Origin of the sequence: Streptomyces sp. 891-h (assembly GCF_022760275.1) — a bacterium.
GTDB classification, from domain to species: domain Bacteria; phylum Actinomycetota; class Actinomycetes; order Streptomycetales; family Streptomycetaceae; genus Streptomyces; species Streptomyces spirodelae.
The window spans coordinates 1,998,708-2,015,918 of record NZ_CP050693.1; the positions used below are offsets into that span (position 1 = coordinate 1,998,708).

Below are 17,211 nucleotides of genomic sequence, written 5' to 3' on the forward strand. Positions count from 1 at the left end.
GTTCGAGGGAGCAGGTCAGCCTCGCGGCTTCTCCCTCATCTCGTATGTCGCGATGACGTCGTCGACCTTGATGTCGTTGAAGTTTCCGAGGTTGATACCGCCCTCGAAGCCTTCGCGGATCTCGGTCACATCGTCCTTGAAGCGGCGCAGGCCCTCGATGTTGAGGTTCTCCGCCACGACCTTGCCGTCCCGGATGACGCGGGCCTTGGTGTTCCTGCGCACCTCGCCGGAGCGGATGATGACACCCGCGATGTTGCCCAGCTTGGACGAGCGGAAGATCTCGCGGATCTCCGCCGTGCCCAGCTCGACCTCTTCGTACTCCGGCTTGAGCATGCCCTTCAGGGCCGCCTCGATCTCCTCGATGACCTGGTAGATCACCGAGTAGTAGCGGACGTCCACACCCTCGCGCTCGGCCAGCTGTGTCGCACGCCCCTCGGCGCGGACGTTGAAGCCGATGACGATGGCGTCGGAGCCGGTCGCCAGGTCGATGTCGGTCTCGGTGACCGCACCCACACCGCGGTGCAGGATGCGCAGGTCCACCTCTTCGCCGACGTCGAGCTGGAGCAGCGAGGACTCCAGGGCCTCGACCGAACCGGACGCGTCGCCCTTGATGATGAGGTTGAGCTGCTGCACCTCGCCCGCCTTGAGCACCTTGTCCAGGTCCTCAAGGGAGACGCGGCGGGTCCGCTTGGCGAAGGCCGCGTTGCGCTCGCGCGCCGCGCGCTTCTCGGCGATCTGCCGGGCCGTACGGTCCTCGTCCACCACCAGGAAGTTGTCGCCGGCGCCCGGGACATTGGTGAGACCGAGCACCAGGACGGGGGTCGAGGGACCCGCTTCCTTGATGTTCTCGCCCTTGTCGTCGAGCATCGCGCGCACCCGGCCGTAGGCGTCGCCCACCACCATGGTGTCGCCGACCCGCAGCGTGCCGCGCTGGACCAGCACGGTCGCCACGGCGCCGCGGCCGCGGTCGAGGTGGGCCTCGATCGCGATGCCCTGCGCGTCCTGGTCGGGGTTGGCCCGCAGGTCGAGCGAGGCGTCCGCGGTCAGGACCACGGCCTCCAGCAGCTCGTCGATGTTCAGGCCCTGGCGCGCGGAGATGTCGACGAACATCGTGTCGCCGCCGTACTCCTCGGCCACCAGCCCGTACTCGGTCAGCTGGCCGCGGACCTTGGTCGGGTCGGCGCCCTCGACGTCGATCTTGTTGACCGCGACGACGATCGGCACGTCGGCCGCCTTGGCGTGGTTGAGCGCCTCGACGGTCTGCGGCATCACGCCGTCGTTGGCCGCGACCACCAGGATCGCGATGTCGGTCGACTTGGCACCGCGGGCACGCATGGCGGTGAACGCCTCGTGACCGGGGGTGTCGATGAAGGTGATCTTGCGCTCTTCGTCGTTCACCTCGGTCGACGCCTGGTACGCGCCGATGTGCTGGGTGATGCCGCCGGCCTCGCCCTCGATGACGTTGGTCTTCCGGATCGCGTCCAGCAGCCTCGTCTTACCGTGGTCGACGTGACCCATGACGGTCACCACCGGCGGACGCGGCATGAGCGCCGTCTCGCCGCCCTCGTCCTCGCCGAACTCGATGTCGAAGGACTCGAGAAGCTCGCGGTCCTCCTCCTCCGGGCTGACGATCTGGACGACGTAGTTCATCTCCTCGCCGAGGAGGTGCAGCGTCTCGTCGGAGACGGACTGGGTCGCGGTGACCATCTCGCCCAGGTTGAACATCACCTGGACCAGCGACGCCGGGTTGGCGTTGATCTTCTCCGCGAAGTCCGTGAGCGAGGCACCACGCGACAGCCGGACGGTCTCGCCCTTGCCGCGCGGCAGCATCACACCGCCGACGGACGGCGCCTGCATCTGCTCGTACTCCTGGCGCCGCTGCCGCTTCGACTTGCGGCCACGACGGGCCGGACCGCCGGGACGGCCGAACGCGCCCTGCGTGCCACCACGGCCACCGGGACCACCCGGGCGACCGGCGAAACCGGGACGGCCACCGCCGCCGGGACGACCGGCGAAACCGCCGCCGCCACCGGGACGACCGCCGCCACCGCCACCGGGGCGTCCGGCGAAGCCGCCGCCACCGCCGGGACGACCGCCGCCACCCGGACGGCCACCGCCGCCGGGACCGCCACGGCCGGGACCCGGACGCGGGCCCGCGGCGGGACGCTGCGGCATCATGCCCGGGTTCGGACGGTTACCGCCGCCACCACCCGGACGCGGGCCACCGCCCTGCGGGGCCTGCGGACGAGGCATGTTGCCCGGCGTGGCGCGACCGCCACCCGGAGCCTGCGGACGCGGACCCGCCTGGCCCGCGCCGCCGGGACCCTGGCCCGGCTTGGGCGCACCCGGCTTCGGAGCGCCCGGCTTGGGGGCACCGCCGGAACGAGGCGCCTGCGGGCGCGCCATCCCGGTGGAGCCACCGGAGGTGAAGGGGTTGTTGCCCGGACGCGGCCCTGAGGGGCGCGCACCCGGCTTGGGGGCCTGGCCACCCTGCGGACGGCCCTGGCCGCCCGGACGCGGCGTCTGACCCGGCTTGGGGGCCTGGCCCGGCTTGGGAGCCTGGCCGCCAGGGCGCGGTGCCTGGCCCGGCTTGGGGGCGCCCGGCGTGGCGGGCGGCGCCTGGAAGTCCGGCTTCGCGGGCGCTGCGGGCTGTGCGGGCCCCGGCTTGGGCGCACCGGGCTTCGGGGCACCGGGCTTAGGAGCCTCGGCCGCACCCGTCTCGCCCTGTGCGGGGCTCGGGGCAGGGGTCACCGGGGCCTCGGGGCCCGGCTTGGGGGCACCGGGCTTCGGTGCACCCGGCTTCGGCGCGCTCGCACCCGGCTTGGGTGCGGCGGGCTTGGCGGCAGCCTTCTTGGGCGCCGCGGGCTTCGCTGCGGACTTCTTGGCGCCACCGCCGGAGCCCGCGTCGAACGCGTCTGTCAGTTTGCGGACTACCGGCGCCTCGATCGTCGAGGACGCCGAACGGACGAATTCACCGAGTTCTTGGAGCTTGGCCATGACGACCTTGCTCTCCACTCCAAGTTCCTTGGCGAGTTCGTATACCCGGACCTTAGCCACTTCGCTCCTTACGGCCCGGGGGATCGTCCGCCGGACCTTCGCTACTGATGCATGGGCGTACTCATCGCGTACTCATCGAGTGCTCATCGCAATCTCGACCTACTTCCCACTCGCGAGGTACCTCTCCCCGAACGGAGGTTCCGTACGGGCTGTGCTTACAGTCTTTCGGTGCTGGTCTGTGCGTTCCGCTCCACGTGCTCCCGCAGCTCCGCGAGGTCGAACGGACCCGGACCTCGAAAGGCCCGGTTGAATGCCCGGCGCCGGACGGCCTGCTCGAGACAGGACGGAACGGAGTGCACATATGCACCCCGACCGGGCAGCCTACCGCGAAGATCGGGGATCAGGCTTCCCCCGATCAGCACCACTCGCAGCAGAACATCCTTGTCGGTGCGCTCCCGGCAGCCCACGCAGGTCCGCTGAGGGCACGCCCGACCACGCGTCCGGCCAGACACTGATTAAGTCTACCTCCCCGAAGCCCCGAAACCCGTTGGGGGGTAAGGGCGCCGTTACTCATTCGCAGCCGGACGCGCCCGCCCGGACGCGCTCCGTGATCGCTACAGGCTGCTACCGGGCGACTCAGCTGGGTTGCTGCGCGTCGGCTCAGCCCTGCTCGGCGGCGCGGCCCTGGGAGTGATCGTCCCCGCTCGTCGCCTCGGCGGTGTCAGGACGGATGTCGATCCGCCAGCCGGTGAGCCGGGCTGCGAGCCGGGCGTTCTGGCCCTCCTTGCCGATGGCCAGTGACAGCTGGTAATCGGGCACGGTGACCCGCGCGGAGCGTGCCGCCAGATCGAGGATCTCCACCCTGCTCACCCGCGCCGGGGAGAGGGCGTTGGCGACCAGTTCGGCCGGGTCCTCGGACCAGTCCACGATGTCGATCTTCTCGCCGTGCAGCTCCGCCATGACATTGCGCACGCGGCCGCCCATCGGACCGATGCAGGCGCCCTTGGCGTTCAGTCCGGAGCGGGTGGACCGTACGGCGATCTTCGTGCGGTGGCCGGCCTCGCGGGCGATGGCGGAGATCTCCACCGAGCCGTCGGCGATCTCCGGGACCTCCAGCTCGAAGAGCTTCTTGACCAGGTTGGGGTGGGTGCGCGAGAGGGTCACCGACGGCCCGCGCACGCCCTTGGCGACGCGGACGACGTAGGTGCGCAGCCGGGTGCCGTGCGCGTAGTCCTCACCGGGGACCTGCTCCTGCGGCGGCAGGATGGCCTCCAGCTTGCCGATGTCCACCAGCACGCTCTTGGGGTCCTTGCCCTGCTGCACGACGCCCGCGACGACATCGCCCTCGCGGCCCGCGTACTCGCCGAAGGTGACCTCCTCCTCGGCGTCCCGCAGCCGCTGCAGGATGACCTGCTTGGCCGTCGTCGCGGCGATCCGGCCGAAGCCGGTGGGGGTGTCGTCGAACTCCCGCGGCTCGGCGCCCTCTTCGAGCTCCTCGGGGCTCTCCTTGGCCCACACCGTGACGTGGCCCGTCTTGCGGTTCAGCTCGACGCGCGCGTCCCGCCTGCTGCCCTCGGTGCGGTGGTACGCGATGAGGAGGGCCGACTCGATCGCCTCGACCAACAGGTCCAGGGAGATCTCCTTCTCCCTGACCAGCCCGCGCAGGGCACTCATGTCGATGTCCACGGCTACGCCTCCTCCTCGTTCTCGTTCCCGGCGGCTTCGGCGTCGCCGGCCGCGGAGGTGCGCCGCGGCTGCTCCGCGGCCTTGCGGTTGAACTCGATCTCGACCCGGGCCTTGGCGATCTCGTCGAAGGCGAGTCTGCGGTCCGTGGGCTTGCGCCCCTTGACGCCGGGCACCTGGAGATCCACGCCCGCGTCGTCGACGGCGGTGAGGCGGGCCGTCAGCTCGCCGCCGCCGGCCGCCTCGGTCAGCTGCGCCTTGATGAGCCGCCCGACGGCGCGGCGGAAGTGCCGCTGCTCGGTCAGCGGGCGGTCGGCTCCCGGGGAGGTGACCTCCAGCACGTAGGGGGCGCCACCCATCGCGTCGCTCTCGTCGAGCACTTCGGAGAAGGCGCGGCTCAGCTCCGCGCAGGTGTCCAACTGGACCCCGTCATCGGCGTCCACGACGACACGCAGCACGCGTCGCTTTCCGGCCGGGGTCACATCGATCTCTTCGAGATCCAACCCCCTCTTGCTGACGAGCGGTTCCAGCAGTCCGCGCAGCCTCTCGCTCTGGGTGGTGCTCATCCGGGTGACTCCTCGGCCGCGTGTGCTGTTGTAGGGGGCCTTGTGACAGGGGCGTGTCGCCGCCCAAGCCTATCGTCTGTGGCGGGCTGCGCCGACCCGGTGGGGAAACGCACGACCGGATCGGCACGCGGCACTGTACGGCGTACGGGTGCGGAGCGGCCCGGCACAGGGTGGCCCCGGGCGGCCGCGGGAACATCCCCGGGTACCCTCGCGGGGCGTGACCAGCGCCCCACTGCGGTCACAAGTCCGGGCGAGGCCGCAGTCCGTCTGGCCGTTCGTTCGCCCACATCCAGGGAGTGCACATGTCGCTCACGCCGTCACCGGCGGCGGCACGACCACGCCGCAGGTCGATACTGACCGGCGCACTGAGCGCCACCTCCGCCGCGTTCGGCCTGCCGCTCGTATCGGCCTGTACGGACCAGGAGGGCCCGGAGAGCGCCGACGGGGAGAGCGCGGACGCGGCGCGCCGGCTGCGCGGAAGCGCGGCTCGCGACAGCGAGCACCTGCTCGCCCGCTACGACGGCACCATCAAGGTGCACCCGGCGCTCGCCGCACCGCTGCGCCCGCTGCGCGAGGAGGTCGCCCGCCACGTGCGGGTGTTGCGGGGCCGCGAGTCCGGCACCACCGAGCCCTCGCCGGGTCCGTCCGGCTCGCCGGGGACCAGGTCGCCCTCCGGCGGCTCGCCCAGGCCGACCCGCTCGGGCCGGCCTGACGGGAGGAACAGCCCTTCCGAGCGGCCGCCCAGCCCGGACACCGCGTCCGTGCCCAAGAGCGAGAAGGCCGCGTTCGCGGCGCTCGCCGAGGCCGAGCGCCGGCTGGCCGACGCGCGTACCAGGGCGCTGGAGAGCGCGCCGCCCGAGTTCGCCCGCCTGCTGGCCTCGGTGGCCGCCTGCGGCGCGGCGCACAGGTATCTGCTGGACGAGCACGGCAAGAAGGCGAGCGGGGACAGCGGCGGGGCCGACGAGGGGGCGGCGGACAGATGACGGAACACACCAGGGAAACGGAACGCACCAGGGAACTGGCCGCACTCCAGGCCGCGTTGCGCGCCGAACACGCCGCCGTGTACGGCTACGGAGTCGTCGGCGGGCGGATCGACGAGAGCCGCAAGAGCCAGGTCCGCGAGTGCTACGAGGCACACCGGACCCGCCGGAACGCGCTGCGCCGCTCCGTCCGCTCGCTGGACGGCGAGCCGGAGCCCGCCGCGGCCGCCTACGCGCTGCCCTTCGCGGTGCCCGACAGCCAGGCCGCCGTACGCCTCGCTGCCCAGCTGGAGGACCGCATAGCGGGGGTGTACGCGGACCTGGTGCGGGCAAGCGAGGGGGCGCGGCGGCGCACCGCCGCCGAGGCGCTGCGCGAGGCCGCCGTCCGCTCGGTGCGCTGGAAGGGCGGCGGCGTGGCCTTCCCGGGCCTCACCGAACTGGGCGCCGGGGACTCGCCGGCCTCCCCCTCCGGAGCACCGACCGGCTCCGAAGCGCCCGGCGCCCTGTGACCACGCCGCCGTGTGCGCAAGCCGTGCGCACACGTTCGCAAGCCCTGACGAAAGGCCCGTGAGGAATGGCTTCCGTGCTGCCCCTCGAACCCCCGCAGCGGCTGGTGCGTGCCCTGGCCGCCCAGCAGGGCGCCGCCGCTGCCACCGCGGCACAGGACTGGCTGCGTGGGCTCTCCGCACTCCTGGAGCGGTGGCTGGAGCAGTGGGAGCTGGTGGCCGAACGGGTGGTGACACCCGGCGGGCGCAGCAGTGTGGTGGTACTGGTGCGGCAGGCGGACGGCACACCGGCGGCGCTCAAACTGCCGGCCCCCGACGGCGCACCCGCGCCGGTACGGACCGCACGCGAGTACGAAGCACTCACCGCCTGGCACGGACTGGGTGCGGTACGGGTGTTGCGGGCGGCGCCGGACGACGGCGCGCTGCTGCTGGAACGTCTGCGGTGCGAGGTCTCGCTGCGCTCGCTACCGGAGGCCAAGGCGACCCTGGAGGCGGTCTCGGTGGTACGCCGCCTGTGGGTGCCGCCGCCCGTCGACCACGACCTGGAGACGGTCGCCGAGCACACCGCCGTGGAGGCGGAACAGATGCGCTCCGCGGTACCGCCGGACGCCGAGCCGCTGGTGGCCGCCGCGCTGGAAGCCCGCGAGGCGATGCTGGCCGAGCCTCCCGAGGGCGAGCCCGTGCTGCTGCACGGTGACTTCCGGCAGGGCGCCGTACTGGCCGCCTCCGCGCCCGGGGAGCGGGCGCACTGGCTGACCGTGGGGCCCGACCCTCTGGTGGGCGAGCCCGCCTACGACCTGGCGCGGCTGGTCCGGGACCGGCTGCACGATCTGATGGCGTCCTCCGGCGCCCCTGCCGTCACCCGTCGCCGCGTCAACAAACTCGCCGACTCGCTGGACGTACCGCGCGAAAGGGTGCGCCAGTGGACGCTGTACCGCGCGGTGGAGTCGGCGTGCAGACAGTACGCGGGTGGCAGCACGGCGGACGCGGAGATGCTGCTGGAATTCGCCGCCTGGCTGTGACGGCGTGGGGCCCCTGCTCTCGCGGGGCCCCACTGCTGCTGTTCCGCTGTGGGCCCTCAGCCCTGGCTGAGGCGGGCGACCGCCTCGTCGATGGGCAGCTCTTCGCGCTCCCCCGTGCGCCGGTCCTTCAGCTCGACAAGGCCGTCCTTGATGCCCCGTCCGGCGACCAGGATGGTCGGCACGCCGATCAGCTCGGCGTCGGTGAACTTCACGCCCGGGGAGACGCTCGTACGGTCGTCCACGATCACCCGCACACCTGCCTCGCCCAGCCGCTCGGCGATCTCCAGCGCCGCCTCGGTCTGCTGCGCCTTGCCCGCCGCGACCACGTGCACATCGGCCGGCGCCACCTCGCGGGGCCAGCACAGGCCCTGCTCGTCGGCGTGCTGCTCGGCCAGCGCCGCCACGGCGCGCGAGACGCCGATGCCGTAGGAGCCCATGGTGACGCGGACCGGCTTGCCGTCCTGGCCGAGCACGTCCAGCTCGAACGCGTCGGCGTACTTGCGGCCGAGCTGGAAGATGTGACCGATCTCGATGGCACGGTCCAACTCGATGCCCGCACCGCACTTGGGGCAGGGGTCGCCCGGCTCGACCACGACGACGTCGAGGTACTGGTCGACCTCGAAGTCCCGGCCGCACACCACATTGCGGGCGTGCTTGCCCTCCTCGTTGGCGCCGGTGACCCAGGAGGTGCCGGGGGCCACGCGCGGGTCGGCGAGGTAGCGGAACGCCTTACCCGCCATGCCGCCCTGCGGGCCGATGTAGCCGCGCACCAGGTCGCCGCGCCCCTCGAAGTCCTCGGCGGTGACGACCTCGACCGTGGCGGGCGCCAGGTGCTCGGCGAGCTTGCCCAGGTCGACCTCGCGGTCGCCGGGGACGCCGACCGCCGTGATCTCGCCGTCGACCTTCACCAGCAGGTTCTTCAGCGTCGCCGAGGCCGGCACACCCAGGTACTCGGCCAGGGTCTCGATGGTGGGGGTGTCCGGGGTGTCGAGCTTCTCCACCGGGTCGTGGCCCTCGGTGGAGGACGGCGCCACGGTGACCGAGACGGCCTCGGTGTTGGCCGCGTAACCGCACTGCGGGCACTGCACATAGGTGTCCTCGCCGGCCGCGGCGGGTGCCAGGAACTCCTCGGAGGCGGAGCCGCCCATGGCGCCGGAGACAGCCGAGACGATGCGGTAGTCCAGCCCCAGGCGCTCGAAGATGCGCTGGTAGGCGACGCGGTGCGCGGCGTAGGACTCGGCCAGCGCCTCGTCGGAGACGTCGAAGGAGTAGGAGTCCTTCATCGTGAACTCACGGCCGCGCAGGATGCCCGAGCGCGGACGTGCCTCGTCCCGGTACTTGGTCTGGATCTGGTAGACGATGACCGGGAGGTCCTTGTACGAGGTGCACTGGTCCTTGACGACCTGCGCGAAGATCTCCTCGTGCGTGGGGCCCAGGAGGTACTCGCCACCCTTGCGGTCCTTGAGGCGGAAGAGCAGGTCGCCGTACTCCTCGTAGCGCCCCGAGACCTCGTAGGGCTCCTTGGGCAGCAGCGCCGGGAGCAGCACCTCCTGGCCGCCGATGGCGTCCATCTCCTCGCGGACGATACGGGTGACGTTCTCCAGCACCTTCTTGCCCAGCGGGAGCCACGTCCAGATCCCGGCGGCGGTACGGCGTACGTACCCGGCGCGGACCAGCAGCTTGTGGCTGAGCGTCTCCGCGTCGGCCGGGTCGTCACGCAGCGTCTTCAGCATCGACCTGGACAAACGCTGGACACGGGCTGCCATGGGGACTCCTGCTCGGGGCTGTACTCGCGATGAGTGACGGAACACGTCGATACGGAGCCTATCGGCCCGGCCCGCCCGCACGGAAACGAGATCGGCCCCTCCCGGGGCCTCACCTCACCCCCGCGCCAACGGCAACCACGCCCCCATCACCACATAGGGCTGCACAGCACTGGGGAACTGGACCCGGCGGGCCAGGTCGCGGTAGCCCAGGCTGCGGTAGAGGGCGCGGGCCGGGCTGTCCAGGTCGAGGGCCGACAGGAGGGAGCGGGGCTCGGTGGCCGCGTCGGTGAGACGGGTGATCAGCTCACGTCCGATGCCGCGGCGCTGGAAGGCGGGGTGCACATGCAGCTCCGTGATGACGAACGTGTCGTCCAGCCAGTCCTCACAGCCCTGTTCGCGCAAGTACGGCTCCACCACCGTCGACCACCACTGGGAGCGGTCGTTGGGCATCCCGTAGACGAAGCCGACGAGGCGGCCCTCCTCGGTGGTCGCGCCCAGGGCCCGCGCGTCCGGTGAGGTCATATGACGCAGCACGATGTGTTTGCGGACCCCGATCTCCTCGTCGGTCAGTCCGAAGGCGACGGCCTGTACGGCCAGCGCCTCGTCGACGCGGGCTGCCAGGTCGAGCGGCCCTGTGACCACTGTCCGGGGATCCGGGAGCTGTCCCCCGGCTGTGTGCGGCATGGCCGGGAGGCTACTTCCTGTGCGGCGGCGCCGCCACGGAAGCGGCGCCGCCGGCGCTCGAGCGCACGCGCGGGGCGCGCCACGTTCAGAACAGCACACTCATGAAGGCGCCGACCTCGCGGAAGCCGACGCGCCGGTAGGCGGCGCGCGCCGGGGCGTTGTAGTCGTTGACGTAGAGGCTCACGAGCGGGGCGACCTCGCGCAGCGCGTAGTCGATGACGGCGGCCATACCGGTCTCCGACAGGCCCTCGCCGCGCCGCTCAGGGGCCACCCAGACGCCCTGGATCTGGCAGGCGTGGGCGGTCACGGCACCGATCTCGGCCTTGAAGACGACGCGGCCGTCCTCGATGCGCGCGAAGGAGCGTCCTGTGGTGACGAGCTCGGCGACCCGTGCCTGGTAGACGAGTCCGCCGTCACCGGCCAGCGGGGAGATGCCGACCTCCTCGGTGAACATCGCCACGCAGGCGGGCATCACCAGGTCCATCTCGTTCTTGGCGACACGGCGCACCAGCGGGTCGGGGGCCACGTCCCCGGGCACCCGGTCGGTGACCAGCAGCGGCTGGTGGGGGCGCACCTCGCGGGGCGGGCCCCAGTGCGGCTCCAGGTACGACCACAGCGCCGCTGTCGGGCCTGCCGGGCCGACGATGGACGAGCAGCGGCGGCCCTGGCGGCGGGCCCGCTCGGCGAAAGCGCGGACGGCCTCGGGGCCGGCGCACAGGGGGACGAGGTTGGCTCCGCTGTAGCAGAGGGCTTCCAGTCTGCCGTTCCGGTACCAGCCCCACATCTCGCCGCCGAGGCGCCAGGGGTCGAGTCCGGAGTTCTGCACCCGGGCGGCGACGAACGCGTTGTTGACCGGCTCCCGGCGCAGAACGGCGAGCGCGTCCGCCAGCTCGGCCGGTTCGACGACCTTGAGGGAAGTGGTGGTCAACAACGGTCTCGGTGCCTCACCGTGCGGCCCGTGGGCGTAAGGAACAATCTGTTGGCACTGTACCCGGGCATACGGAAGGCCGCCGCCGCGCGGCCGTGTCCGGCCGCACGGCGGTTTCCGCGAGGGGCGGACGGGGGCGGGGGCGGGTCAGCCCGCGGTCGTCACCACAGGTTCGCCGGAGGCGACGCCGTCCTTCTCCATCTGCTCGGCGATCTTCATGGCCTCGTCGATCAGCGTCTCGACGATCTTGGACTCGGGCACCGTCTTGATGACCTCGCCCTTGACGAAGATCTGGCCCTTGCCGTTGCCCGAGGCGACGCCCAGGTCCGCCTCGCGGGCCTCCCCCGGGCCGTTGACGACACAGCCCATGACGGCGACGCGCAGCGGCATGTCCATGCCCTCGAGGCCCGCGGTGACCTCTTCGGCGAGCTTGTAGACGTCGACCTGGGCCCGGCCGCAGGACGGACACGAGACGATCTCCAGGCCGCGCTGGCGCAGCCCCAGGGACTCCAGGATCTGGATGCCGACCTTGACCTCCTCGGCGGGCGGTGCCGAGAGGGAGACCCGGATGGTGTCTCCGATGCCCTCGCTCAGCAGCGCCCCGAAGGCCACGGCGGACTTGATGGTGCCCTGGAAGGCGGGGCCCGCCTCGGTGACGCCGAGGTGCAGCGGGTAGTCGCAGCGCTGGGCCAGCAGCCGGTAGGCGTTGACCATCACCACGGGGTCGTTGTGCTTGACGGAGATCTTGATGTCGCGGAAGCCGTGCTCCTCGAACAGCGAGCACTCCCACAGCGCGGACTCCACGAGCGCCTCGGGGGTGGCCTTGCCGTACTTCTCCAGCAGCCGCTTGTCGAGCGAGCCGGCGTTGACGCCGATCCGGATGGGAGTGCCGGCGGCGGAGGCCGCCGCGGCGATCTCCTTGACCTTGTCGTCGAACTGCTTGATGTTGCCCGGGTTGACACGGACGGCCGCGCAGCCGGCGTCGATCGCCTGGAAGACGTACTTCGGCTGGAAGTGGATGTCGGCGATCACCGGGATCTGCGACTTGCGGGCGATGGTGGCGAGCGCGTCGGCGTCGTCCTGTGTGGGACATGCCACTCGGACGATCTGACAGCCGGAGGCCGTCAGCTCGGCGATCTGCTGCAGTGTCGAGCCGATGTCAGAGGTGCGGGTCGTGGTCATGGACTGCACGGACACGGGCGCGTCTCCCCCGACCGCGACCGTTCCTACCTGGATCTTCCGGCTGACCCTGCGGTCGGCGAGCTTGGCCGGGACGTCCGGCATTCCGAGCGAAATCGCTGTCATCAGCGTGCAACCCCAACGGTGTCGTTCAAGTCCCGGGTTCGACGGGCTCCAGGCCCCCGAGATTACGGCACCGGCCTGGCGCGGAGCACATCGCTCACTGGAGAATGCCGCAAAAGGTGACGCCCGTGCAGGAATCACACGGGCGTCCAGGCTGGAACTTCCGTGCGATCAGCCGGTCAGTTTGACCGGATTCACCACGTCCGCGACGAGCACCAGAAGAGTGAAGCAGAGGAAGATCCCGGCCACCACATAGGCCACCGGCATCAGCTTGGCGACATCGAAGGGGCCCGGGTCCGGCCTGCGGAAGACCCTGGCCAGATTCCGCCGCAGCGACTCCCACAGGGCACCGGCGATATGACCGCCGTCCAGCGGCAGCAGCGGCAGCATGTTGAACAGGAACAGGCTCAGGTTGAACCCGGCGACCAGGAACAGCATCGTCGCCACCCGCTGGCTCGGCGGGATGTCGAGCGAGAAGACCTCGCCGCCCACCCTGGCAGCGCCCACCACGCCCATCGGCGAGTCCTGCTTGCGCTCGGCTCCGTCGAAGGCCGCGTTCCACAGGTCGGGCACCTTGCCCGGCAGGTCGATCAGCGCCTGCACGCCGTTGGCCATCATGTCGCCCATCCGGTCCACGGCCTGCGGGAAGGACTGCTGCACGATGCCGCTGGCCGGGGTGAAGCCGAGGAAGCCGGCTGTGACGTACTCGTCGGGTACGTAGCTGCCGTGGCCGTCGGACTTGGCGACCTTGTTCTCGATCAGGTCGGCGTGCAGGGTGCGCCTCTCGCCGTTCCGCTCCACGGTGAGCGTGGCGGGGCCCGTGGTGTCCCGGATGCGCTGCTGGAGCGTGCCCCACTCCCCGACCGGCCGCCCGTCGAAGGCGACGATCTTGTCACCCGGCTCGAGTCCCGCCGCCTTGGCCGGGGAGTCCTTGGCGTCCTTGGGGCACTTGTCGGTCTGCGCGGAGGCGGGGATCACACACTCCGAGACGGTGGAGACGGTGGTCGTCTGAGTGTTGATGCCGAAGGTCATCAGCACCGTCAGGAAGATCACCACCGCCAGCACCAGGTTCATGAACGGCCCGGCGAACATCACGATGACGCGCTTCCACGGCTTGCGCGTATAGAGCATCCGGTGCTCGTCACCGGGCTTGAGCTCCTCGTACGCGGCAGCACGCGCGTCCTCGATCATGCCCCGGAAGGGCGAGGAGGAGCGCTGCCGCACGGCACCGTCGTCGCCGGGAGGGAACATGCCGATCATGCGGATGTAGCCGCCGAGCGGAACGGCCTTGATGCCGTACTCGGTCTCGCCCTTGCGCTTGGACCACAGGGTGGGGCCGAAGCCCACCATGAACTGCGGCACCCGGACCCCGAACATCTTGGCCGTCGAGAAGTGCCCCAGCTCGTGCCAGGCGATGGAGAAGAGCAGACCGACGACGAAGACGACTATGCCGAGAATGGTCATGAACGCCGTCATGCGCGGGCCTCCGCTGTCGCTGTGGCGGATTCTGCCGCCAGTTCACGGGCGCGGGCTCGCGCCCAGGTCTCTGCGGCGAGGACATCGGGAAGGGTCAGCCCGGTTCCGTCCGGTGTGCCGTGCTCGTCGACCACAGCCGCCACCGTATCCACGATGCCTGTGAACGGCAGCCTTCCGGCCAGAAACGCCTCGACGCACTCCTCATTGGCCGCGTTGAAGACGGCGGGCGCGGTGCCGCCCAGCGCGCCCACCCGGCAGGCCAGCGGGACGGAGGGGAACGCCTCCCGGTCCAGCGGGTAGAAGTCCCAGGACATCGCCTCGGTCCAGGAGAACACGGGTCCGGCGTCGGGCACCCGCTCCGGCCAGCCCAGGCCGAGCGCGATGGGCAGCCGCATGTCCGGAGGGCCGCACTGGGCAAGGGTGGAACCGTCTGTGAACTCCACCATCGAGTGGACCGCGGACTGCGGATGGACCACGACCTGGATCCGGTCGAACGGGATGTCGTAGAGCAGATGGGCCTCGATGACCTCGAGCCCCTTGTTCACCAGGGTGGCTGAGTTGACGGTGATGACCGGGCCCATGTCCCAGGTGGGATGGGCCATCGCCTCCTGCGGGGTGACATCGGCGAGTTCCGCCCTGCTCCGGCCGCGGAACGGGCCGCCGGAAGCGGTGACAAGCAGCTTGCGCACCTCGGAGCGGGCGCCGCCCATCAGGGCCTGGAAGAGCGCGGAGTGCTCCGAGTCGACGGGCACGATCTGGCCGGGCCTGGCCACCGCCTTGACCAGCGGCCCGCCGACGATGAGGGACTCCTTGTTGGCCAGCGCCAGCACCCGGCCCGCCTTCAGCGCGGCAAGGGTCGGAGCGAGCCCGATGGAGCCGGTGATGCCGTTGAGCACGGTGTGGCACGGGGAGGCGGCCAGCTCCGTGGCGGCGTCCGGACCCGCCAGCACCTCGGGCAGCGGCTCGGCGCCGCCGTACACCTCGCGCAGCGCCGTACGGAGTGCGGGCACCGTCTCCTCGCGGGCCACGGCGACCGTGCGCACCCCCAGCCGGCGGGCCTGCTCGGCCAGCAGTCCGACCCGGCCGCCGGAGGCGGCCAGCGCGGTGACCCGGAAACGTCCGGGGTTCTTCAGCACGACATCGACGGCCTGCGTACCGATGGAACCTGTCGAGCCGAGGATCACGATGTCGCGCGGTGCACCCGCCTGCGACTCCGCTCCCGGGCCAGTGCCGTCTCCGGAGTGCTCCGAAGGCTCGGTGCCGGGGTAGCGCAGATGCGGGTCAGCGAGGGAGTCGGTCATGCCCCCTATTGTGTCCGCTCCTCGGACGCGCCCTCACAGCGCACCGGGTGCGAGGCCGGGCACGCGAGGAGCACGGCTCGCAACGCGTCTGCCGCGAGTGCCGTACGGGACTTCTGCGACCGCGGACCTCGACCGGCCTGTCGGTCGATACGATCGCGCTCATGCCGTCGAGCGATCATCCCCGGCCCCCACTCGGTCAGCGAAGTGGCATTCACGGTCGCGCACGGCCCACCAGGATTGATGCTCGGCCGGGAGCCGGGAGCCGGGAGCCGGGAGCCGGGGCGTGAGGCGCGCGGCGACCGAGAGCCGCAGTGTGCTGTTCGTCGTCAGGACGGCGACGACGCTGCACCGGCTGCTGGACGCGGCGCCCGCACTCGCGGGCGACCGGCGGATCGAGCCGTTTTTCACGCTCGTGCCCGGATCGCGGTTCTGTGCCGAGGCGCTGGCGGCGCTGGAGGCCTTGCGGGCACGGCAGCTGCCGTGGGAAGAGGCCACCGAGCGGCCGTTCTCGCTGATACTCGCGGCTTCCGCGCGCGGTGAACTCCACCGGCTGCGTGGCCCGCTGACCCTGCTTCCGCACGGTGCCGGCTTCAGCAAGCGCATACCCGTCACCGTGGGCCGAGCGGCAGGGCCTGATGCCCCGAACGGCCTCAACGCCGGTGAGTTGCTGCGCCCCGACAGCGGACCGCTCGCACAGCTGCACGCCCTCGCCCACCCGGGACAGCTCGACCGGCTCGCCGCACAGTCGCCACGAGCCGCCGCACAAGCCGCCGTCGTCGGCGATCCGACGCTCGACCGGCTGCTGGAGTCGCTGCCGCGCAGAGAGCGCTACCGGCACGCACTGCGCGTCGCCGGGCGCAGGCTGGTCGCCGTCCTCTCCACCTGGGGGCCCGAGTCGCTGCTGGAGCGCCGTCCCGAGCTGCCGCTGCGGCTGGCGACAGAGCTGCCGTACGACAGCTACCGGACGGCACTGGTGCTGCACCCCAACGTGCACGCATGCAAACAGCAGTTCGGGCTCAGCCAGGACCTCACTCCCGAGCGGAAGGCCGGGGTCCTGCTGCCCCGACCGTACGAGGAGTGGGCAGCTCTGCTGGTCGCGGCGGACTGTGTCGTCACCGACCACGGCTCCACCGCCCTGTACGCGGCCGCGCTCGGCCTCCCTGTGCTGGGCGCCTGCGACGGCGGCGAGGAGCTGCTGCCCGGCACACCCATGGCCCGGCTGCTGGAGTCGGCTCCCCGGCTCGACATGCGGCAGCCCCTCCGGCAGCAACTGGAAAGGGCACTGGCCGGGCACAGCGGCGAGGCCGTGCGTGAGGTTGCCGCCGAGGCTTTCGCCCGGGAGGGCAGGGCGGTGGAAGAGCTGCAGCGGCGCCTGTACGCGCTGCTGGAGCTCTCCCCGCCGCGCGTGCCCGCCGAACCCGAACCGCTGCCGGTGCCGGACGCCGTGGCGCTGCGCTCGCCCGCGCTGTGCACCTTCGCAGTGGACTGTGAGGTGGACGGCGGCGGGGAGCAGTCCGACGGGGCCGCTGTGCGGGTGATGCGGCGCCCGGTGTCCGGCGAACCGGGCGACCATCTGGCGGCCGAGGAGGACTGGGCCGGGCTGCGCCATGTGCAGAGCGCCGGGCTGCTGTACCGGCACTGGGACCGGAGCACAGCCCCGGCCTCGGTGCGGCAGTGGAGCGCGGAGGTGCTCGCGGCGTATCCGGCGTGCCGTACCGCCGCAGCGGTGGTCGGCGGCAACCGGTGTGTGCTACGGGTGCGGGACGGTGGGCTGCTGGCTGTGCACTGGGAGGGCGAGAGCGAGGACGACGGCGGGGCGCACGCTGCGGCTGCGATCGATCCGGTCGCGGTGCTGTGCGGGGTGCACGCCTGGCTCGTGAAACGCCCCGCTGCCGTGCCTGCCGGACAGCGGGTCCGGTGCGAGGTGGGAGGGCAGCGCGTGGTGGCGGTCCTGCGCCCCCTCCCCGTGCCGGAGACAGCGTGAGGCTAGGCGGAGCCCA

General features: G+C 71.6%; 14 protein-coding genes. 4 read left to right on the top strand and 10 right to left on the bottom strand.

What is annotated here, in order from left to right; translation table 11 throughout:
• Window positions 1-15: 15 nt before the first annotated feature.
• The 4 genes from infB to rimP form a co-directional block, all read right to left on the bottom strand.
• Window positions 16-3,057 (bottom strand): translation initiation factor IF-2, encoded by a 3,042-nt coding sequence (gene infB / locus HC362_RS08355; RefSeq protein WP_243083275.1) that lies wholly within the window; start codon window positions 3,055-3,057, stop codon window positions 16-18.
• A gap of 155 nt (window positions 3,058-3,212) precedes the next feature.
• Entirely contained in the window at window positions 3,213-3,509 is a 297-nt protein-coding gene (locus tag HC362_RS08360; RefSeq protein ID WP_243083276.1) for a YlxR family protein, read from the bottom strand.
• Window positions 3,510-3,657: 148 nt separating this feature from the next.
• Window positions 3,658-4,683: a transcription termination factor NusA gene (nusA, locus tag HC362_RS08365; protein WP_243083277.1), complete on the bottom strand. Its 1,026-nt coding sequence runs from the start codon at window positions 4,681-4,683 to the stop codon at window positions 3,658-3,660.
• A 2-nt stretch (window positions 4,684-4,685) separates the two neighbouring features.
• A complete protein-coding gene (gene rimP, locus HC362_RS08370; RefSeq protein WP_243083278.1) occupies window positions 4,686-5,246 on the bottom strand; it encodes a ribosome maturation factor RimP in 561 nt (186 codons plus the stop codon).
• 302 nt (window positions 5,247-5,548) lie between these two features.
• Here rimP and HC362_RS08375 point away from each other — a divergent pair, with 302 nt between their 5' ends.
• The 3 genes from HC362_RS08375 to HC362_RS08385 all read left to right on the top strand — a co-directional run bounded on the left by HC362_RS08375 (window position 5,549) and on the right by HC362_RS08385 (window position 7,754).
• Complete coding sequence (locus HC362_RS08375; protein ID WP_243083279.1) at window positions 5,549-6,229, top strand: hypothetical protein; 681 nt, start codon at window positions 5,549-5,551, stop codon at window positions 6,227-6,229.
• The gene (locus HC362_RS08380; protein WP_243083280.1) at window positions 6,226-6,735 is read left to right on the top strand and encodes a ferritin-like domain-containing protein; all 510 of its coding nucleotides are present in this window, start codon (window positions 6,226-6,228) and stop codon (window positions 6,733-6,735) included. Before HC362_RS08375 ends, HC362_RS08380 begins: the two co-directional genes overlap by 4 nt.
• Window positions 6,736-6,800: 65 nt before the next feature.
• Window positions 6,801-7,754 carry an aminoglycoside phosphotransferase family protein gene (locus HC362_RS08385; RefSeq protein ID WP_243083281.1) on the top strand — a complete coding sequence of 318 codons (954 nt, stop codon included), beginning with the start codon at window positions 6,801-6,803 and terminating at the stop codon, window positions 7,752-7,754.
• Between the two features lie 56 nt (window positions 7,755-7,810).
• On the opposite strand, the gene HC362_RS08390 is transcribed toward HC362_RS08385, so the two are convergent.
• From HC362_RS08390 to dxr, 6 genes are all read right to left on the bottom strand, one after another.
• On the bottom strand, window positions 7,811-9,520 hold the full coding sequence (locus HC362_RS08390; protein ID WP_243083282.1) for a proline--tRNA ligase: 1,710 nt from the start codon (window positions 9,518-9,520) through the stop codon (window positions 7,811-7,813).
• 114 nt (window positions 9,521-9,634) lie between these two features.
• Entirely contained in the window at window positions 9,635-10,204 is a 570-nt protein-coding gene (locus tag HC362_RS08395; protein ID WP_243083283.1) for a GNAT family N-acetyltransferase, read from the bottom strand.
• 85 nt (window positions 10,205-10,289) lie between these two features.
• Window positions 10,290-11,135 (bottom strand): GNAT family N-acetyltransferase, encoded by an 846-nt coding sequence (locus tag HC362_RS08400; RefSeq protein WP_243083284.1) that lies wholly within the window; start codon window positions 11,133-11,135, stop codon window positions 10,290-10,292.
• A 144-nt stretch (window positions 11,136-11,279) separates the two neighbouring features.
• Complete coding sequence (ispG, locus tag HC362_RS08405; protein WP_243083285.1) at window positions 11,280-12,437, bottom strand: flavodoxin-dependent (E)-4-hydroxy-3-methylbut-2-enyl-diphosphate synthase; 1,158 nt, start codon at window positions 12,435-12,437, stop codon at window positions 11,280-11,282.
• 168 nt (window positions 12,438-12,605) lie between these two features.
• The gene (locus tag HC362_RS08410; RefSeq protein ID WP_243083286.1) at window positions 12,606-13,910 is read right to left on the bottom strand and encodes a site-2 protease family protein; all 1,305 of its coding nucleotides are present in this window, start codon (window positions 13,908-13,910) and stop codon (window positions 12,606-12,608) included.
• A complete protein-coding gene (gene dxr, locus HC362_RS08415) occupies window positions 13,907-15,211 on the bottom strand; it encodes a 1-deoxy-D-xylulose-5-phosphate reductoisomerase (RefSeq protein ID WP_243083287.1) in 1,305 nt (434 codons plus the stop codon). The genes HC362_RS08410 and dxr overlap by 4 nt, the downstream gene beginning before the upstream one ends.
• Before the next feature lie 283 nt (window positions 15,212-15,494).
• On the opposite strand from dxr, the gene HC362_RS08420 reads away from it, so the two are divergent.
• A complete protein-coding gene (locus tag HC362_RS08420; RefSeq protein ID WP_243083288.1) occupies window positions 15,495-17,195 on the top strand; it encodes a translation initiation factor 2 in 1,701 nt (566 codons plus the stop codon).
• The last annotated feature ends 16 nt before the right edge of the window (window positions 17,196-17,211 follow it).

Bases quoted from the DNA above. Each gene is read 5' to 3' on its own strand.
- rimP (WP_243083278.1), bottom strand. From the start codon at position 5,246: ATGAGCACCACCCAGAGCGAGAGGCTGCGCGGACTGCTGGAACCGCTC.
- HC362_RS08385 (WP_243083281.1), top strand. From the start codon at position 6,801: ATGGCTTCCGTGCTGCCCCTCGAACCCCCGCAGCGGCTGGTGCGTGCC.
- HC362_RS08395 (WP_243083283.1), bottom strand. From the start codon at position 10,204: ATGCCGCACACAGCCGGGGGACAGCTCCCGGATCCCCGGACAGTGGTC.
- ispG (WP_243083285.1), bottom strand. From the start codon at position 12,437: ATGACAGCGATTTCGCTCGGAATGCCGGACGTCCCGGCCAAGCTCGCC.
- HC362_RS08380 (WP_243083280.1), top strand. From the start codon at position 6,226: ATGACGGAACACACCAGGGAAACGGAACGCACCAGGGAACTGGCCGCA.
- HC362_RS08390 (WP_243083282.1), bottom strand. From the start codon at position 9,520: ATGGCAGCCCGTGTCCAGCGTTTGTCCAGGTCGATGCTGAAGACGCTG.
- HC362_RS08375 (WP_243083279.1), top strand. From the start codon at position 5,549: ATGTCGCTCACGCCGTCACCGGCGGCGGCACGACCACGCCGCAGGTCG.
- HC362_RS08410 (WP_243083286.1), bottom strand. From the start codon at position 13,910: ATGACGGCGTTCATGACCATTCTCGGCATAGTCGTCTTCGTCGTCGGT.
- dxr (WP_243083287.1), bottom strand. From the start codon at position 15,211: ATGACCGACTCCCTCGCTGACCCGCATCTGCGCTACCCCGGCACCGAG.